Source organism: Streptomyces sp. NPDC018693 (assembly GCF_044391385.1).
In the GTDB taxonomy this organism is placed as follows: Bacteria; Actinomycetota; Actinomycetes; order Streptomycetales; family Streptomycetaceae; genus Streptomyces.
In genome coordinates this window covers 1-17,502 of the sequence record NZ_JBIRZZ010000031.1, presented here as the reverse complement: position 1 = coordinate 17,502, position 17,502 = coordinate 1, and the positions used below count along the sequence as shown (strand labels likewise).

The window sequence follows — 17,502 nt, the reverse complement described above, 5'->3', positions numbered from 1 at the left end:
TGCCGCGTGCCGGCGTTTCGGACCGGGCGCCTTCGGGTCACGCCGGGCGGCGGGCCTCGTCGACGAGGAGGACGGGGATGCCGTCCCGGACCGGGTACGCCAGGCCGCAGTCCTGGCCGGTGCAGATCAGCTCGGCGTCCTGCTCCTTGAGGGGGGCGTGGCAGGCCGGGCAGGCGAGGATCTCCAGGAGGCCGGCTTCGAGCGGCATAGGGTGTCCCTTCGGAGTGGGCGGCGCGGTGTGCGCCCGTGTGCGGATGCGCCTGGTCAGCGTACCGCCGGAGCGGGCTCCGATGCGGGTTGGCGGGGGCCGCGGGCGGCGGGGCGCGCACGTGGTCGTACGCGCTGCCGGCCGCCCGCGTCGTGTGGCGCCCGCGCCCCCTCCGGGGTCCCGGTCAGCCTCGGATGATCGCCAGCACCTCGTCGCGCACCTTGGCCATCGTCGCCTCGTCGCGTGCCTCGGCGTTGAGGCGGAGCAGGGGCTCCGTGTTGGAGGGGCGGACGTTGAACCACCAGTCGGCGGCCGTGACGGTGAGGCCGTCGAGTTCGTCGAGGGTGACGCCGTCGCGGTCTGCGTACGCCGTCCTGATCGCGGCGAGGCGGCCCGTCTGGTCGTCGACGGTGGAGTTGATCTCGCCGGAGCCGGCGTAGCGGTCGTACTGGGCGACCAGGCCGGAGAGGGGGCCCTCCTGGCCGCCGAGGGCGGCGAGGACGTGGAGGGCGGCCAGCATGCCGGTGTCCGCGTTCCAGAAGTCCTTGAAGTAGTAGTGGGCGGAGTGCTCGCCGCCGAAGATCGCGCCGGTGGTGGCCATCTCCGCCTTGATGAAGGAGTGGCCGACACGGGTGCGGACGGGGGTGCCGCCGTTCTCCTTCACCACCTCCGGGACGGTCCAGGAGGTGATCAGGTTGTGGATGATCGTGCCCTTGCCGCCGTGCCTGGCGAGTTCGCGGGCGGCGACCAGGGCGGTGACCGCGGACGGCGAGACCGGGTCGCCGTGCTCGTCGACCACGAAGCAGCGGTCGGCGTCGCCGTCGAAGGCGATGCCGAGGTCGGCGCGCTCCTCCCGGACGCGCTTCTGCAGGTCCACGATGTTGGCGGGGTCGAGGGGGTTGGCCTCGTGGTTGGGGAAGGTGCCGTCGAGTTCGAAGTACATCGGGACCAGGGTCAGCGGCAGGCCGGAGAAGACCGTGGGCACGGTGTGGCCGCCCATGCCGTTGCCCGCGTCGACGACGACCTTCAGGGGGCGGATGGAGGTCAGGTCGACGAGGGAGCGCAGGTGCGCCGCGTAGTCGTCCAACGTGTCGCGCCGGGTGATGGTTCCCGGCTCGGCCGCCGGCTCGGGGGCGCCCGACTCGCGCCACCGCTCGACGAGTTCACGGACCTCGGCGAGGCCGCTGTCCTGGCCGATGGGGGCGGCGCCCGCGCGGCACATCTTGATGCCGTTGTACTTGGCCGGGTTGTGCGAGGCGGTGAACATGGCGCCCGGCAGGTTCAGCGCGCCCGAGGCGTAGTAGAGCTGGTCCGTCGAGCACAGGCCGATCTCGGTGACGTCGACGCCGAGGGCCGCCGCGCCGCGCGCGAAGGCGCCGGACAGGCCGGGCGACGAGGGGCGCATGTCATGTCCGATCACGATGGCCTGCGCGCCGGTCACCTGCACGAAGGCCGCGCCGAACAGTTCGGCCAGCGATTCGTCCCACTGGTCCGGGACCACCCCGCGTACGTCGTACGCCTTCACGATCTGCGACAGATCAGCAGTCACGGCCAACCCTCCTGAAAGTCCTATCGGTCACCCCAAACTACCCGCCCCGACCGGTCGTCGGCTGTGCGTCCGCCGAGTGGACTTCCGGGCTTGACTTCGGCTCACGGTGGTTTACGGCCACGCCGGGCCAAGGAGGCGGAGGTGTCGGGGACTTGGGGAGGGCGGCCGTCAACCGGGCGGCGGGCGAGGGGATTCCGGAGGTCAGTTGTCCGGGGAGCGCAGTACCCGCAGGTGACCCCGGCGGGCGACCTCCATCGGGTCCGCCCCGCGTGAGCCGCCTCCGCCGGCGCCGGCCGCCCGCTCCTGGGGGCGGGCCGCCTCACGGACGGCGTTGGCAAGCGCTTCCAGGTCGTCGCCGCTGGGGCGGGCCGGGGTGGAGCCGTCGAGCAGGCGGACGACCTCCCAGCCGCGCGGGGCGGTGAGGCGCTCGGAGTGCTCGGCGCACAGGTCGTAGCAGTGGGGTTCGGCGTAGGTGGCGAGCGGGCCGAGGACCGCGGTCGAGTCGGCGTAGACGTACGTCAGCGTCGCGACGGCGGGTCGGCCGCAGGCGGTTCGCGAACAGCGACGTACAGGGCTCACGACGTTGGACGGTACCGCACTCTTGAGCGGGCCGCGACGACTCTCCACCAGGTCACTCCACCGTGTCGTGTTGTGAAACGCCTCACGGACACCCCCTGTCATACCTCGCTGACCTGCGTGAACACCAGTCTTATACGGGTCCCGGTATCTCGGATGCGGTCGCCGAGCGGTACAAACGCCCTCAATTGCCACGAGATCGCCGCTCTCGGAGAGATACGGAATCGAGCCCAACCTTGGCTGGAATGGCCGTCCCCCGACATGGCGTGCGGGGAGGGTGGGCGGGCGTGGCGGGGACTACGCTTCAGTAGTGATGGACAACCCCGTACCGCCCCGTGTCGCAGGCCCCGGGCCCCGCCGTCGTGATCGTCACGGCCGGGGCATGCGGGGGCCGATCGCGCCGCCGCAGGTGCCGTTGGCCGCCAGTCGGGCGGAGGTGTTCGCCGATCTGGTGCAGGACTCCGTGGAGCGGCTGGGGCGGCGGTGGCCGCAGCTTGCGGAGATCGACTTCATGGTGCTCGAGGTGCCTCGGTTGGACGGGGTGGGGCGGTGGAACGACGAGGCGGTGCCGCTGGGTGGGGTGATGGGCGCGCGGGACGGGCGGCGGGCTCGGGTGGTCGTGTACCGGCGGCCGGTGGAGATTCGTACCAAGGGGCGGGATGAGCGGGCGGCGCTGGTGCACGAGGTCGTGGTCGAGCAGGTTGCCGAGTTGCTCGGGTTGACGCCGGAGACCGTGGATCCCCGGTACGGGGAGGACTGACAGCGGCGCCGTGGCTGTCGCCCTAGCTATAGCTAGTGCTGTAGGACCTGCAGGTTCTGGGTTGCGGTGGGGACCGAGACCATGCCGTGGTCGTCGGGGAGGGTCTGGATGGTGAAGGCGGAGGTCTTGGTGTCGGAGGTGGTGAGGGTGCGGGAGGCGTAGAGGGGGGCGCCGGAGAGGGGTTCAAGGGTGAGGGCGTAGGTGCCCTTGAGGCCGGTGGGGGTGAGTGGGGTGATGTCCTGGGTGGTGCCGGGCTTGATCGTGTAGGTCTTCGAGACCGGCTCGCCGCCTTCGGTGCCCGCCGAGGCGGTGATCTTGACCTGAGCCTCGCCTGTGGGAGCGGTCAGGGAGAGGGTGGTGCCCTTGGCGGTGTTGGCGACAGCCGACGCGCGCGTGGCGACGGGGCTGGTGGCGGGGATGAACGCGGTCTCCTGCGCGTCGCCCTTGCCGCGCACGACGCGGACGGCCGCGACCACCGGGACGGACCGGCCCGCCGGGGTGAGCACCAGGGAGCCCGCCTCGCCGCGTGTGACGTCGCCGAGGTCGGCCGTGGCCGTCGTGCCGGCCTTGAGGTGCAGGGTCTCGTGCCCGGCCGGGGTGATCAGACCGGAGGCGGAGGCCAGCTGCACCTTGAGGTCGGCGTCGGAGCTGCCCGGCGCGAAGGCGACCAGGCGGACGGAGACGGCGTCCTTGGGGATGCCGGGGATGACCAGGCTGCCCGCGGGCTCGGCGGACGCGGGCAGCCAGTCGCCGCCCAGCCGCTGGTCCAGGGCCTGTACGGCGGCGGCGGCCCGCCCGCTGCGCACGTTCACGTGCACGGTGAGCTCGTCCAGCTTCTGGTCGGTGAGCGTGGACAGCAGGATGGGCTTACTGGAGTGCGGCTTGACCGTGATGTTCTCGCCGGCCGTGGTGGCGAGGGTGCCGTCCTGGCCGTAGAGCTCGATGTCGACGACGGCGGCGGAGTCGTCGGGGTTGGTGAGGTGGACGTAGTCCGTGCGGTCGGCGGCCGTGCTGGCGCCGGGGAACCAGAAGTCGGTGTCCGGGGCGGTGCAGTTGACGCCGAGCAGGCCGCGGCCGTTGCCTGCGGAGACCTCGGTGGTCTGCTGGACGGTCCAGCCGGAGGCGTAGCCGCCCTCGGCGACGCCGACGAGCGCGGGCCGGTCGGCGCCGGAGGTGCTGCCGGTGGCCGGGGTGCCGGGCGCCTTCGCGGTGAGGACGGGCTTGGCCGCCGTCTTCCTGCCGTCGCCCGCGGGGTCCTCGGTGGCGGGGCTCAGCTGGGCCTTGCCGTCGCCGGCGGCGCCCTTGGTGACGGGTGTGAAGGACGTGTACACCGTGTCCGCGAGGTCGGAGCTGCTGGGCGCCGGGCAGACCAGGCTGGTGCGCTCCACGGGCAGTTCGGCTGCCGCCTTGGCGGTGTCCGTGCCGGACGGGCCGGGCTCGGTGAGCACGGCGAACCCGGTGACGGCGGCGAGCGCGGCCGTGCCGGCGATCAGGGACAGGAAGGTGCGGTTCACTGCTGGCTCCCGTCGGGGCGCTCGCTGCCGGTGCCGTGGGGCTGGTCCTGGGCCGGGTCGTAGGCGGGGTCGTAGCCCTGGCCGTACGCCGGGTCGTAGGGCTGCTGGTAGGTGCCCTGGTCGTGGTACGGGGTCGTCTGCTGCCGGCCGTCGTAGGCGTACGGGTCGTACTGGCCGCTCTGGTAGGGGTCGTACGTCTGCTGGTCGTAGCCGCCCGCGGGGTACTGCTCACCGGCGTAGCCGTAGTCGGCGGGCGCCGGGGCCGGGGTGTCCCAGTCGCCGTAGGGCTGCTGCTGCGGGACGGCGGGCGGGGTGTCCTGCTGCGGAGGGGACGCGGGGGCGTCGTCCTGGGTGGGGTCCTCGGTCTCGGCGCGGTCGCGCAGGCGGCGGGCGCGGCGGCCCTCGCCGGAGCCGGCCTGGACGGGGATCGGCTCCTCCTCGGGGAGGTCGTCGTCGACGTCGCGGCGGCGGCCGGGCAGGGCCAGGACGACGAGGACGACGGCGAGGAAGCCCTGCGCCCACAGCCGGGCGGAGTGGGTGAACGGGTCGTCGTAGAGGACGTCCAGCTTGCCGCCGGTGGCGGGGAGCTCGAAGCCCTGGGCCCAGCCGTCGACGGTGGTGGCCTTCAGCGGCTTGCCGTCCAGGGTGGCGGTCCAGCCGTCGGCGGCGGTGTCGGCGAGGCGCAGGATGCGGCCTTCGGCGCCCTCGGGGATCGTGGTGTGGATCTCGACGGGGCCGGCGGCGACGGGGGTGGGGGTGCCGGAGCCGGAGCCGGGGACGATGGCGGCGCGGGAGACCTCGCCGTTCACCGACCACAGGGCACCGCCGTCCTGCTGGCTGAGCCGCTTCAGTCCGGGTGTGGCGTCCAGGACGCGGCTGATCTCGCGGGGTGCGCCCTTGTGGACGAGGACGTAGGCCACGGCGAACTTGCCGAGCTGGTCGGCCTGGTCGGCGCCGGAGCCGGCGACGAGGTTGGCGACGACCTTGTCGAGCCGCTCGTTCGTGCCGTCGGTGGCGGCGAGTTCGGCGTCGCCGAGGCGGACGCCGGAGCCGCGCACCAGCATGTAGTCGACGTGGGCGGTGGAGTCGCTGTCGAGGACGAGGGTGCGGGCCTGGTCGCGGTTGCCGGCCTCCTCGGCGACGAAGGCGGGCACCTGGACGGGGTCGCGGCGCTCCAGGGGGCCGTCGGCGCCGCCGATCATCCAGCCGGCGGCGACGAGCAGCGGGCCCGCTGCCGAGGCGAAGGCGATCAGCGCGGCGACCGGCTGGCGCCAGCCGAAGCTCTGCTCGGCGACACGCGCGCGTGCGCCGTCGGCGCCGAGGACGGCGGCGGTCAGCAGGGCGATGCCGTAGACGAGGGTGGCGGGGCCGGCCCAGGTGGAGGCGTTGGACAGGACGGCGAAGACGAGGCCGACCAGGGCGACCGCCCAGGCCGTCCAGACGGCGAACTGGCGCTCGGTGCGCAGCAGGGCGGCCAGCGCGGCCAGGACGATGCCGATGAGCATCAGCCCGTCGACCGTGCCGGGCCCGCCGGGGCTGGCGCCGAGCAGGTCGAGGGCGGTGGCGGCCGAGGCGCCGTACTCCAGGCCGGCCTCGGTGAAGAAGCCGAACGGCAGCAGCGTCAGCGACCAGGGCGCGAGGATCAGCAGCGGGGTGCCCAGCTGGGCGAGGAAGCGCAGTCCGTAGGCGGTGAGGTCGGTGCGGCGCACGGCGAGGACGGCGAGGCCGAGGATCGCCGCGATCGGCCACACGATCGGTGTGAAGGCGGTGGTGAGGGTCAGCAGCAGTGCGTACGCCCAGGTGGCGCGCCAGCTGCCGCGGGTGTCCGTGCGGCCGGTCAGGCCGGCGGCGGCGAGGCCCGCGCGCGCGATGAGCGGCAGCAGCACGGCGAGGACGGCGGTGCCGACGCGGCCGCCGGCGAGGGCGCCGGTCGCGGCGGGCAGGAAGGCGTAGACGACGGCCGCCCACGCGCGCAGCAGGCGTGACTCGACGAGCGGGCGGGAGGCGAAGTACGCGGTGAAGCCGGCCAGTGGCACCGAGCAGACCAGCAGGACGGTCAGGGCGAGGCCGGTCGAGCCGAGCAGCAGGCCGGCGAAGGTGGCGATGATCGCGAGGTAGGGCGGGGCGGACTGGGTGCCGCCGGCGCCCACCGGGTGCCAGGCGTCGAGGTAGCGGGACCACAGGTCGGAGGCGTCGGCGGGGGCGGGCAGCAGGGCGCCGCCGGCGAGGGCGCCGCCGCCGAGCAGGTTGCGGCAGGCGACCAGGGAGACCAGGAGCAGCACCAGGAAGAGCACCGGGCCGGGTTTGCGGGCGATGCGCTTGAGGCGGGCGAACTGCTCGACCTCCATGAAGTCGGCGTCGTCGCCGCCGGGCCCGGACTCCAGTCCGCCGCCGTGCCGGCCGGCCGAGGACGCCTCCTGGTCGGAGCCGCCGAAGAGATTGCCGGCGGCCTGTTCGACGGTGGCTCGCACGGTCGCGCCGGGCGGTGGGAACAGGGGCCGCAGCTCACCCTTGTCGACGAGGGGGCGGCCGCGTGTTCTGCGGCCGGCGATGATCCGCTCGGGCCGCAGCAGGGTGCCGAGCAGGCCGCGGATCTCGTCGACGGCCTGTCCGGGGACCTTGCCGACGAGGTACGCGAGGGTGCGCAGGAGGGTGCCGAGGATCACGCGCAGCAGCACCCAGGGCAGGGCGGCGGTGCGGGTGTTGACGAGCAGGGTGTAGACGGCACCCGCCTTGTCGACCTTGTGCGGGGAGGCGGTGGTGCGGCCGGCGCAGTCGACGGTGCGGCGCTCGCGGGAGGCGGCCTCCGCGTGTCGGACGACGGCTTCGGGGGCGACAAGGACGCGGTGGCCGGCGGAGTGCGCGCGCCAGCACAGGTCGACGTCGTCGCGCATGAGGGGCAGGCGCCGGTCGAAGCCGCCGAGTTCCTCGAAGACGTCGCGGCGGATCAGCATGCCGGCGGTGGACACCGAGAGCACCGAGCGCACGTGGTCGTGCTGGCCCTGGTCCTGTTCGCGGCGGTCCAGGCCGGTCCAGCGGCGGCCGGAGGAGGCGATGGTGACGCCGACCTCCAGCAGCTGGCGGCGGTCGTACCAGCCGCGCAGTTTGGGGCCGACGATCGCGACGTCGTCGCGGCCCAGTTCGAGTTCGTTGTCCACGACCCGGAGCAGTTCGGCGAGCGCGTCGGGTTCGGGGGCGCAGTCGTCGTGCAGCAGCCACAGCCACTGGACGGGTTCGCCGTGCGGCAGTTCGGGCAGGTCGTAGGCGTCGTCGCGCCAGGTGCGCGTGACGGGGTCCCAGCCGCTGGGGCGCTTGAGGTACGGCAGGTCGTCCGGGGTGAGGACCGGGGCGGTGCGGGCGGCCTCCTCGACGGCCTGGCCGAAGCCGGTGCGGCGGGCGAGGTGGAGCACGCGGTCGTCGCCGAGGGCCTCGGTGATCAGCTGGGCGGAGTGGTCCGCGCTGCCGGTGTCGGCGGCCATGGCGAACTGGACGGGGCGCTCCTGGCCGAGCAGCCCGGCGAGCGCGTCGGGCAGCCAGCGGGCACCGTCGTGGGAGACGAGGACCGCGGTCACCACGTGACGCGGGAACTCGGGCGGGCGGGTCGGGTCGAATCCCGCCGGGCGGGTCGGGTCGAATCCCGCCGGGCGGGTCGGGTCGAATCCCGCCGTGGCAGCGCCCTGGTGGGCTGCCGTGTGGCTGTGCACGGACATCGAGGTACGGGCCCCGGTTCGGTGGACTGCGGTGGGCGACGCCTGTGCCATGTGAGGGTGGCGGGGCGTCTCGGACGAGCGACCACACTATCGGCTGGGCATGACAGCGGCCCGCCGCCTGTGGATAACCCAGCTGCGACGGGCCGTGGAGGTCCGTGGTCTTCGTGCGTGCGTTCAGACCGCTGCCTTCTTCAGGCGGCGCCGTTCCCGTTCGGACAAACCGCCCCAGATGCCGAAGCGTTCGTCGTTGGCGAGGGCGTATTCGAGGCATTCGGAGCGGACCTCGCAGGCGAGACAGACCTTCTTGGCCTCGCGGGTCGAACCGCCCTTCTCGGGGAAGAAGGACTCGGGGTCGGTCTGGGCGCACAGCGCGCGCTCCTGCCAGCCGAGCTCCTCGTCCGCGTCGTCGACCAGCAGTTGCTGCACCAGCTCGGTCATGTGCGCCCCTCGTCTGTCTTTCGCGTCCCCGTGACGTGGCCGTTACCGTTTTCGGCTGAACGACACGAGTGAAATTACAAGTGTGCTGCTCCGGGCGAGTCAAGCCGAGATCTGCTATTGGGCCCCTTATTCACTCTGCGGAACCAAGGCCATGCGGTAAGTGTTCAAATCGCCATAAACCTTGACATGCAGGCGGGGCCCCTGGAGGGCCTCCGACTCCACACAGCGCCCGTTCGGGTCCGCGTGGAGGAAGACGCCCGCAGGATCGATCCCGTTCCGACACGCGCGGCGAAGCGATCCGGATCACGGTCGGATCACGGGATCGCAACGGGGCTTGCGTGCCCGGCTTGTGCGCCATGTGTCCCGATGGGTCCATGAACAAACCTTTCACCACCGAGATGAACCGGATGAGGTGAAACATGTCCCACATACCGGGCGTCGAGTTGACACTCCGGGTGTGAACCGCTGTCCTTGTGGGCATGCTCGCGAACTTGGCACTCACCTCGACCCGCACCGCCGGGTCCCACGGTGCTGCCCGCGCTCGCTGTAGCTGTTGCCGCTGTTCCAGCTGTTGAGCTCAACGCGCTCCGGCTGCCCCCACCGGGTCCACCGCGACTCGGCTGCCCGTTCCCCCGCCTCCACCAGGGCACCTCCGTCCCCCGCGACCCGGGCGGACGTCCCCCTTACACAGACCTCTTCCGCCGAGGAACCACGCACCCCATGAACAGCGACAGCGACCTCCAGATCGCCGGCGACATCCTCGAAGTACCGCACCTGCTCCAGCCCCCGCGCGAACACCCGGCCACCGTCGCCGAGTTCGCCGGCCTGGCCCGCTCCGTCGCGGCCGACCGCTCCCAGTGGGAGCACCTCGTCCGGTACGACGCCACCACCCGCTGGTACCACCGGCTGCGCACCGGGCCCGGCTACGAGGTGTGGCTGCTGTCCTGGGTGCCCGGACAGGGCAGCGGGCTGCACGACCACGGCCGCTCCTCCGGGGTGCTCACCGTCCTGGACGGCACGCTGACCGAGCGCACGGAGCGCGCCACGCGCGCGTTGGCGGCCGGCGCGCAGCGGGTGTTCGCGCCCGGTTATGCGCACGAGGTCGTCAACGACTCCCTGGAGCCGGCCGTCAGCCTGCACGTCTACTACCCCGGCCTGACCGAGATGCCGATGCACACGGCCCCGCACTGCGAGGGGCGCACGCTGCCGAGTGCGCCGATGCGTTCCGTGACCGCCTGACGCGTTGTCGTACCCGCCTGCCAGACTGGCTCCCATGCGCATCGTGGTTCTGGCAGGCGGCATCGGCGGTGCCCGTTTCCTGCGCGGTCTGAAGAAGGCCGTGCCGGACGCGGACATCACAGTCATCGGCAACACCGGCGACGACATACACCTCTTCGGGCTGAAGGTCTGCCCGGACCTCGACACGGTGATGTACACGCTGGGCGGTGGCATCAACGAGGAACAGGGCTGGGGCCGGGCCGACGAGACCTTCCACCTCAAGGAGGAGCTCGCCGCGTACGGGGTCGGACCGGAGTGGTTCGGGCTCGGCGACCGGGACTTCGCCACGCACATCGTGCGGACGCAGATGATGGGCGCCGGGTATCCGCTCAGCGCGGTCACGGAGGCGCTGTGCGACCGGTGGAAGCCGGGGGTGCGGCTGATCCCCATGACGGACGACCGGGTCGAGACGCATGTGGCCGTCACACTGCCCGACAGCGACTCCGCCGCGGGGTCCGGCGAGCGCAAGGCGATCCACTTCCAGGAGTACTGGGTCCGGCTGCGCGCCTCCGTGCCGGCGCAGGCCGTGGTTCCCGTGGGGGCCGAGCAGGCGAAGCCGGCGCCAGGGGTGCTGGAGGCGATCGCCGAGGCGGACGTCGTCCTGTTCCCGCCGTCCAACCCGGTCGTCTCCATCGGCACCATCCTCGCCGTGCCCGGCATCCGCGAGGCGATCGCCGAGGCGGGCGTGCCGGTGGTCGGCCTCTCCCCCATCGTCGGGGACGCGCCCGTGCGCGGCATGGCCGACAAGGTGCTGGCGGCGGTCGGCGTCGAGGCGACCGCCGCGGCGGTCGCCGAGCACTACGGCTCCGGGCTGCTGGACGGCTGGCTCGTCGACACGGTCGACGCGGCCTCGGTGGAGCGGGTGGAGGCCGCCGGGATCCGCTGCCGTGCCGTGCCGCTGATGATGACGGACCTCGACGCGGCCGCGCGGATGGCCCGCGAGGCGCTGGAGCTGGCGGAGGAGGTGCGGGGGGCGTGAGCGGGACCTCGTCCGACGGCTACCGCGTGTGGGCCGTGCCCGGGCTGCCCGAGGTGCAGGCCGGGGACGACATCGCCAAGCTGATCGCCACGGCCGAGCCGGGGCTGGCCGACGGGGACGTGCTGCTGGTCACCTCGAAGATCGTGTCCAAGGCCGAGGGGCGGGTCGTACGCGCCGACGACCGGGAGGCCGCGATCGACGCGGAGACCGTGCGGGTGGTGGCCCGGCGCGGCACGCTGCGGATCGTGGAGAACCGGCAGGGGCTGGTGATGGCCGCCGCGGGTGTCGACGCCTCCAACACTCCGGCGGGGACGGTGCTGCTGCTGCCCGAGGATCCCGACGCGTCCGCGCGGGCCATCCGGGAGGGGCTGCGGGCCACCCTCGGCGTCGACGTCGGCGTCGTCGTCACCGACACCTTCGGGCGACCCTGGCGCGCGGGGCTCACGGACGTGGCGATCGGCGCCGCCGGCGTACAGGTCCTGGACGATCTGCGCGGGGGCACGGACGCGTACGGCAATCCGCTCAGCGCGACCGTCGTCGCGACGGCCGACGAACTGGCCGCCGCCGGCGATCTGGTCAAGGGCAAGGCCGCCGGGCGGCCGGTGGCCGTCGTGCGCGGGCTGCCGCACGTGGTGGCCGCGGGCGAGGGGGAAGGTGCCCGGGCGCTGGTGCGCGCGGGGCGGGACGACATGTTCCGGCTGGGCACCTCCGAGGCGGTCCGGCTGGCGGTCACCCAGCGGCGTACCGTGCGGTCCTTCACCGACCAGCCGGTCGACCCCGGTGCCGTACGGCGCGCCGTCGCGGCGGCCGTGACGGCGCCGGCGCCGCACCACACGACGCCGTGGCGGTTCGTGCTGCTCGAGTCGGAGGAGTCGCGGGTGCGGCTGCTCGACGCGATGCGGGACGCGTGGGTCGCGGATCTGCGGGGGGACGGGAAGAGCGAGGAGTCGATCGCGAAGCGGGTGCGGCGGGGGGACGTGCTGCGCAACGCGCCGTATCTGGTGGTGCCGTGTCTGGTCATGGACGGGGCGCACACGTACGGGGACGCGCGGCGGGACTCCGCCGAGCGGGAGATGTTCGTCGTCGCGGCCGGGGCGGGGGTGCAGAACCTCCTCGTCGCGCTCGCCGGGGAGCGGCTGGGGTCGGCGTGGGTGTCCTCGACGATGTTCTGCCGGGATGTGGTGCGTGAGGTGCTCGGCCTGCCGGGCGACTGGGATCCCATGGGGGCGGTCGCGGTCGGGCATCCGGCGGAGGAGCCGAGGGCTCGGGGGGAGCGGGAGGTGGGGGCGTTCATCGAGGTGCGGTGAGTGTGGGTGGGTGCGGTGCGGTGCCGTGGGTGGTGTGGTGGCGTGCCGTGGGTGGGCGCGGTGCCGTGGTGGGTGCGGGGGCCGTACGCTCGTAGGACTTGACCGGCTTTTCGGGGATCTTCGTGGCAGGACGTTTCGCTCCTCGGCCCACGCGCACGACTGTGCGGGGTGGGCAGGTCGGTGTGCCCGCGCCGCGGGCGGGCGCCGCTCCCACGGCGGGGCGGGTACGGACGTATGCGCCGGACGGGCCGCTCGATCTGGGGCTGGTGCTCGGGCCGCTGCGGCGGGGGCCCGGTGATCCGACCTTCCGCGTGCTGCCGGACGGGTCGGTGTGGCGGGCCAGTCTGACGCCTGCCGGGCCCGGGACGCTGCGGGTCTCGCTCCACGGCGGTGAGGTGCGCGGGGAGGCGTGGGGGCCGGGGGCTGAGTGGCTGCTGGAGCGGTTGCCGGAGTTGGTGGGGGCGGCCGATGATCCGTCGGTCTTCGTGCCCCGGCATCGGGTGGTGGCGATGGCTCGGCATCGGCGGCCGGGGTTGCGGCTGACGCGGACCGGGCTGGTGTTGGAGTCGTTGATTCCGTCGATTCTGGAGCAGAAGGTCACGACCGATGAGGCTTATCGGGCATGGCGGTTGCTGGTGCGGAAGTTCGGGGAGCCGGCGCCTGGTCCCGCGGGGGTGGGCGAACGGCGGATGTGGGTGATGCCGGGAGCTCGGACGTGGGCGCTGATTCCCTCCTGGGAGTGGCATCGGGCCGGTGTCGACAACAAGCGGGCGTCGACGGTTCTGCGGGCCGTGCGGGTTGCCGGGCGGTTGGAGGAGGCTGTGGGGATGGGGGTGGCTGAGGCGCAGGCGCGGTTGGAGGTGGTGCCGGGGGTGGGGCCCTGGACGTCGGCGGAGGTGGTGCAGCGGAGTCATGGGGCGGCGGATGCGGTGACGGTGGGGGATCTGCATCTGCCGGGGATTGTGGGGTTTGCGTTGGCGGGGGACCGGGATGCGGATGACGCGGTGATGTTGGAGTTGCTGCGGCCGTATGCGGGGCAGCGGCATCGGGCGGCTCGGTTGATTCTGTTGAGTGGGCGGGTGCCGGGGCGGCGGGCCCCGCGGATGCGGCGGGGGGACATCGGGAAGTTGTGAGGGGGGTGCCGGGTGGGCGTGCGGGCGTCGTGGGCGCTGCCTCAGGGTTTCGCCCCCGCCGCCCTTACCCGTTCCCATCCCCAGGGGCTCCGCCCCTTCGACCCCGCCAGGGGGCTCCGCCCCTTCGACCCCGCCAGGGGGCTGCGCCCCTTGGACCCCGTCGGCCCTGAACGGGCCTCGTCCTCAAACGCCGGACAGGCTGGAGGGCCTGGTTGGGGGCGGTGTCCGCCCCTGCGGCTGGGTTGGGCGCGTTGGGTGCCCGAGCGGGCCGGGGTTGCGGAGGGGCAGGGGGTGGGAGCCCCCTGCCCGTGGGGGTTACTGGTCCGGGGAGAAGCGGAGGGCGCCTGCGGGGATTTGGGCGTCGCACCAGACTCGGGCGCCGTCGCGGAGTTCGTTGTCGGGGCCGACGATCGCGCCGTCGCCGATGACGGTGCCGGTGAGGACGGAGCGTTCGCCGACGCGGGCGCGGGTGCCGATGAGGGAGTCGGTGATGACGGCGCCGGGTTCGATGACCGCGCCGGGCAGGATGGTGGAGCCGAAGACCCGGACGCCCCCGGCGATGAAGGCGCCCTCGCCCACGACCGTACCGCCCGTCAGTTTCGCGTCGGGGGCGACCCTGGCCGTCGGCAGGATGAGGCGGTCGCCGCAGCGGCCGGGGACCGCGGGCGACGGGGCGCGGCCGAGGACGAGGTCCGCCGAGCCGCGGACGAAGGCGGCCGGGGTGCCCAGGTCCAGCCAGTACGTCGAGTCCACCATGCCCTGGAGGTGAGCTCCGGCCGACAGCAGATCGGGGAAGGTCTCGCGTTCGACGGAGACCGGGCGGCCGGTCGGGATGGTGTCGATGACCGAGCGGCGGAAGACGTAGGCGCCCGCGTTGATCTGGTCGGTGACGATCTCCTCGGGCGTGGTGGGCTTTTCGAGGAAGGCCAGGACCTTGCCCGTCTCGTCGGTGGGGACCAGGCCGTAGGCGCGCGGGTCGGTGACCTGCGTGAGGTGGAGGGAGACGTCCGCGGACGTGGCCTCGTGGGTCGCGACGAGCCCGCGGATGTCCAGGCCGGTGAGGATGTCGCCGTTGAAGACCAGGACCGGGTCGTCGGGGCCCGAGTGCAGGCGGGAGGCCACGTTGCGGATGGCGCCGCCGGTGCCGAGGGGCTCCTCCTCCGTGACGTACTCGATGTGCAGGCCGAGCGACGAGCCGTCGCCGAAGTACGGTTCGAAGACTTCCGCCAGATACGAGGTCGCGAGCACGATGTGGTCGACGCCCGCCGCTCTCGCCCGCGCCAGCTGGTGCGTGAGGAACGGCACCCCCGCCGCCCTGACCATCGGCTTGGGAGTGTGCACCGTGAGCGGGCGCAGCCTGGTGCCCTTGCCGCCGACCAGGAGGATCGCTTCTGTCACCTGTCGTCTCTGCTTCCTGCCGGGACCGGCCGAACTGTCTTTCGGCCGGTCAGTGTATGCAGACCGGTGTGTGGCGCCTTCGATGGCCGTGCGGTGTTCCGTCCCAGCCCTACAACTGTCCCCAGTCCCCTGGCTGTCGCCAGTCCTGCGACTGTCCCCAGTCCTACGGCTGTCCCCCCGACGGCGATTGAATGTGCCCCCCACTGCCCGTGTCCCCGGAGTCAGCGCCCCTGGAGGCGCGCCGCCGTCGAACGGGCCGAGCCGAGTTTGCCGTAGAGCTGCCGCCCTGGGCATTCCGTGGCGAAACCGTCCCGGTGACCTGAGATCACGTGCAGTCGTACGTTCTTTCCCTTTCCGTAGAGATTGCCACCACCGGACGTCAGGTATGTCTTTCCTTGCGGATTGCCCCCGTGCAGACCCAGCTTCCATGCCGTCAGGCCGGCGACGGCCCTGACCGCCGCGGCGGACGGCTTGGTGGTGCCGAACGTGCCGATGACCGCGATGCCCATGCTGTTGGTGTTGAAACCGCGGGTGTGGGCGCCCAGGACCGGCTTCGTCACTCCCCCGGCGCGGCCCTCGTAGATGTTTCCGCACTTGTCGACGAGGAAGTTGTAGCCGATGTCCCGCCAGCCCATGCTCTTGACGTGGTAGCGGTACATACTGCGGATGAGTGAGGGGGCCTGGGAGCACTTGTACGTGTTGCCGTTCGCCGTGTGGTGCACGAAGGCCGCCTTGACCTTCTTCGTGTAGGTGAACTTCTTCTTCCGCAGCGACTCGTCGGCACCCCAGCCGCGGCGGGTGACGATGCGCGGGCGCGGGCCGATGTAGGGCCTGGCCCGCTGGTTCTCGGTCAGTTCGGTGCCGCGCAGGGAGAGCAGCTGGCTCTCCGTCCGGGCGCGGTCGAGGGCGGGGATCTCGGTGGCGTCGAGGGGGGCGAGGTCGGCGTTGGCCGCGGAGGCGGAGGTGGCCGCGGTGTCCGCCGCCTCCGCGTTCAGGTGCAGGGCTCGGGTGCCGGTGGGGGTGGGGGGTGCGGGGGAGGTGGTCGTGCCGGGGTCTACGAGTTCCAGGCGCAGGCCCGTCGGGAGGTGCGGGGCATCGCCCGCGTCCGGGGTCTCGGGCGTCTCGGGGTGGACGCGGACCTCCACGCCGTCCGAGTCGCCCACCCACAGGGGGGCGGTGGCGCCGCGCGCGCGGGCGGAGTTGTGCTCGGGTGAGTCCGGGTCGGGGGCGTGATCGGCGTTGTGGGTCTGCAGGTCCTGCCAGTCGGACCAGGCGTCCGTGCCGGCGGGGCGGGTGCGGACCTGGACTCGGCCGTGCAGTTCGACGTCCGGGTCGTCCCATACGACGCCGAGGAGCGAGAAGTTGCCCACGGTGCGGCGGGGCAGGCCCCGGTCGGTGGCGCCGGAGCCGGTTCCCGTGCCGGTGCTCGTTCCCGTGCCGGTCGGGGCGCGGTCGCGGGTGAGCGGGGCGAGTGGCAGGGACTGGGTACTGCCGGGCAGGTCGGGGGTGTCCGGGTCTGTCGGGCGGGCCTTGGCGGTCGCCGCCTCCGCCGTCGGTGCCGGGGGGACAGGCACCGCGACGGCGGGCGGCGCCAGGGGCAGGGCCAGGGCGGCCGCGCAGGTGACACCGATCGAGGAAGCAAGCAATCCACGCATGCTCTCAATCCTGGACATAGTCATATAAATCTGTCCATTGGCGAGTTGACGGGCCGTCCGATGGGTTGCGCCGAACCGGTGGTGACGGAAGGCGGTCGGTGGTGGGTGGGGCGGGGTGGCTGCGCGTACGCTTGCGCGGGTGAATGCCACCGATCGCACCCCTGCCGACCTGCTGCGTTCCGCGCTCGCCGCGGATCCCGCGCGCCCGCTGGTGACCTTCTACGACGACGCCACGGGTGAACGAGTCGAATTGTCCGTGGCCACCTTCGCCAATTGGGTGGCGAAGACGGCGAATCTCCTTCAGGACGGGATGTCCGCCGAGCCCGGGGACCGGGTCGCACTGCTGTTGCCGGCGCACTGGCAGACGGCGGTGTGGCTGATCGCCTGTTCGTCGGTGGGGGTGGTCGCGGATGTGGCCGGGGACGCGGGACGGGCGGACTTCGTGGTGGCCGGGCCGGGGTGGTTCGAGGAGGGGCTGGCGTGTCGTGGGGAGCGGTACGCGTTGTCGCTGGCGCCGCTGGGGAGGCGGTTCGTGCCGGGGCCGCCGGAGGGGTACGCGGACTACGCGGTGGATGTGCCGAGTTTCGGGGACCGGTTCGTGCCGTACGCGCCGGTGGATCCGGAGGAGGCGGCGGTGATCGTCGCGGGGGCGGAGCTCACGGGGGCGGAGATCGTGGACCGGGCGCGGGGGGATGCGGCGGGGCTGGGGTTGATCGGGCCGGGGTCGCGGTTGCTGTCGGGGTTGGAGTACGACACGTGGGAGGGGTTGAGCGCGGGGCTGTATGCGCCGCTCGCGAGTGGGGGGTCCGTGGTGTTGTGCCGGAATCTGGAGCGGGCCGGGGAGGAGACGTTGGCCAAGCGGATCGAGAGTGAGCGGGTCACTGCGACGGCTCGGTGACCGTGGGGGGTGCCTCTATGTCCTTCGTCAAGCCGGGGCTGGTCATGCGGTGGCTGGTTCGGGGCCGCGTGCCTCGTAGAAGGTTCCGTCGCGGAGCAT

General features: G+C 72.8%; 14 protein-coding genes. 6 read left to right on the top strand and 8 right to left on the bottom strand.

What is annotated here, in order from left to right:
* Window positions 1-37 precede the first annotated feature (37 nt).
* From ACH5AC_RS37765 to ACH5AC_RS37755, 3 genes are all read right to left on the bottom strand, one after another.
* A complete protein-coding gene (locus ACH5AC_RS37765) occupies window positions 38-208 on the bottom strand; it encodes a Trm112 family protein (RefSeq protein WP_020940431.1) in 171 nt (56 codons plus the stop codon).
* A 184-nt stretch (window positions 209-392) separates the two neighbouring features.
* A complete protein-coding gene (locus ACH5AC_RS37760) occupies window positions 393-1,757 on the bottom strand; it encodes a phosphomannomutase/phosphoglucomutase (RefSeq protein ID WP_398866898.1) in 1,365 nt (454 codons plus the stop codon).
* A gap of 201 nt (window positions 1,758-1,958) precedes the next feature.
* Window positions 1,959-2,384, bottom strand: a complete 426-nt coding sequence (locus ACH5AC_RS37755) for a DUF3499 domain-containing protein (RefSeq protein ID WP_398866897.1) — start codon at window positions 2,382-2,384, stop codon at window positions 1,959-1,961.
* Window positions 2,385-2,646: 262 nt separating this feature from the next.
* Here ACH5AC_RS37755 and ACH5AC_RS37750 point away from each other — a divergent pair, with 262 nt between their 5' ends.
* Entirely contained in the window at window positions 2,647-3,093 is a 447-nt protein-coding gene (locus ACH5AC_RS37750) for a metallopeptidase family protein (protein ID WP_398866907.1), read from the top strand.
* Between the two features lie 32 nt (window positions 3,094-3,125).
* On the opposite strand, the gene ACH5AC_RS37745 is transcribed toward ACH5AC_RS37750, so the two are convergent.
* The 3 genes from ACH5AC_RS37745 to ACH5AC_RS37735 all read right to left on the bottom strand — a co-directional run bounded on the left by ACH5AC_RS37745 (window position 3,126) and on the right by ACH5AC_RS37735 (window position 8,755).
* The gene (locus tag ACH5AC_RS37745) at window positions 3,126-4,607 is read right to left on the bottom strand and encodes a DUF5719 family protein (RefSeq protein WP_398866896.1); all 1,482 of its coding nucleotides are present in this window, start codon (window positions 4,605-4,607) and stop codon (window positions 3,126-3,128) included.
* Entirely contained in the window at window positions 4,604-8,317 is a 3,714-nt protein-coding gene (locus ACH5AC_RS37740; RefSeq protein WP_398866895.1) for a glycosyltransferase, read from the bottom strand. Before ACH5AC_RS37740 ends, ACH5AC_RS37745 begins: the two co-directional genes overlap by 4 nt.
* A gap of 174 nt (window positions 8,318-8,491) precedes the next feature.
* Window positions 8,492-8,755, bottom strand: coding sequence for a WhiB family transcriptional regulator (locus ACH5AC_RS37735; protein ID WP_003975777.1), 264 nt, complete (start codon window positions 8,753-8,755; stop codon window positions 8,492-8,494).
* A gap of 720 nt (window positions 8,756-9,475) precedes the next feature.
* On the opposite strand from ACH5AC_RS37735, the gene ACH5AC_RS37730 reads away from it, so the two are divergent.
* The 4 genes from ACH5AC_RS37730 (at window position 9,476) to ACH5AC_RS37715 (ending at window position 13,452) form a co-directional block, all read left to right on the top strand.
* Window positions 9,476-9,994 carry a cysteine dioxygenase gene (locus ACH5AC_RS37730; protein WP_398866893.1) on the top strand — a complete coding sequence of 173 codons (519 nt, stop codon included), beginning with the start codon at window positions 9,476-9,478 and terminating at the stop codon, window positions 9,992-9,994.
* 34 nt (window positions 9,995-10,028) lie between these two features.
* A complete protein-coding gene (gene cofD, locus ACH5AC_RS37725) occupies window positions 10,029-11,012 on the top strand; it encodes a 2-phospho-L-lactate transferase (protein ID WP_398866892.1) in 984 nt (327 codons plus the stop codon).
* On the top strand, window positions 11,009-12,319 hold the full coding sequence (locus ACH5AC_RS37720) for a coenzyme F420-0:L-glutamate ligase (RefSeq protein ID WP_398866891.1): 1,311 nt from the start codon (window positions 11,009-11,011) through the stop codon (window positions 12,317-12,319). Before cofD ends, ACH5AC_RS37720 begins: the two co-directional genes overlap by 4 nt.
* A 122-nt stretch (window positions 12,320-12,441) precedes the next feature.
* Complete coding sequence (locus tag ACH5AC_RS37715) at window positions 12,442-13,452, top strand: DNA-3-methyladenine glycosylase family protein (protein WP_398866890.1); 1,011 nt, start codon at window positions 12,442-12,444, stop codon at window positions 13,450-13,452.
* Window positions 13,453-13,767: 315 nt separating this feature from the next.
* Here ACH5AC_RS37715 and ACH5AC_RS37710 read toward each other — a convergent pair whose 3' ends face one another.
* Window positions 13,768-14,850, bottom strand: coding sequence for a sugar phosphate nucleotidyltransferase (locus ACH5AC_RS37710; RefSeq protein ID WP_398866888.1), 1,083 nt, complete (start codon window positions 14,848-14,850; stop codon window positions 13,768-13,770).
* A 221-nt stretch (window positions 14,851-15,071) separates the two neighbouring features.
* Complete coding sequence (locus ACH5AC_RS37705; RefSeq protein WP_398866887.1) at window positions 15,072-16,505, bottom strand: peptidoglycan recognition protein; 1,434 nt, start codon at window positions 16,503-16,505, stop codon at window positions 15,072-15,074.
* A 139-nt stretch (window positions 16,506-16,644) separates the two neighbouring features.
* On the opposite strand from ACH5AC_RS37705, the gene ACH5AC_RS37700 reads away from it, so the two are divergent.
* Window positions 16,645-17,403, top strand: coding sequence for a TIGR03089 family protein (locus ACH5AC_RS37700; RefSeq protein WP_398866886.1), 759 nt, complete (start codon window positions 16,645-16,647; stop codon window positions 17,401-17,403).
* Window positions 17,404-17,502: the final 99 nt, after the last annotated feature.

Excerpts from the sequence above, each read along its gene's own strand:
- ACH5AC_RS37740 (WP_398866895.1), bottom strand. The coding sequence starts at position 8,317 with ATGTCCGTGCACAGCCACACGGCAGCCCACCAGGGCGCTGCCACGGCG.
- ACH5AC_RS37750 (WP_398866907.1), top strand. The coding sequence starts at position 2,647 with ATGGACAACCCCGTACCGCCCCGTGTCGCAGGCCCCGGGCCCCGCCGT.
- ACH5AC_RS37765 (WP_020940431.1), bottom strand. The coding sequence starts at position 208 with ATGCCGCTCGAAGCCGGCCTCCTGGAGATCCTCGCCTGCCCGGCCTGC.
- ACH5AC_RS37735 (WP_003975777.1), bottom strand. The coding sequence starts at position 8,755 with ATGACCGAGCTGGTGCAGCAACTGCTGGTCGACGACGCGGACGAGGAG.
- ACH5AC_RS37730 (WP_398866893.1), top strand. The coding sequence starts at position 9,476 with ATGAACAGCGACAGCGACCTCCAGATCGCCGGCGACATCCTCGAAGTA.
- cofD (WP_398866892.1), top strand. The coding sequence starts at position 10,029 with ATGCGCATCGTGGTTCTGGCAGGCGGCATCGGCGGTGCCCGTTTCCTG.
- ACH5AC_RS37705 (WP_398866887.1), bottom strand. The coding sequence starts at position 16,505 with ATGCGTGGATTGCTTGCTTCCTCGATCGGTGTCACCTGCGCGGCCGCC.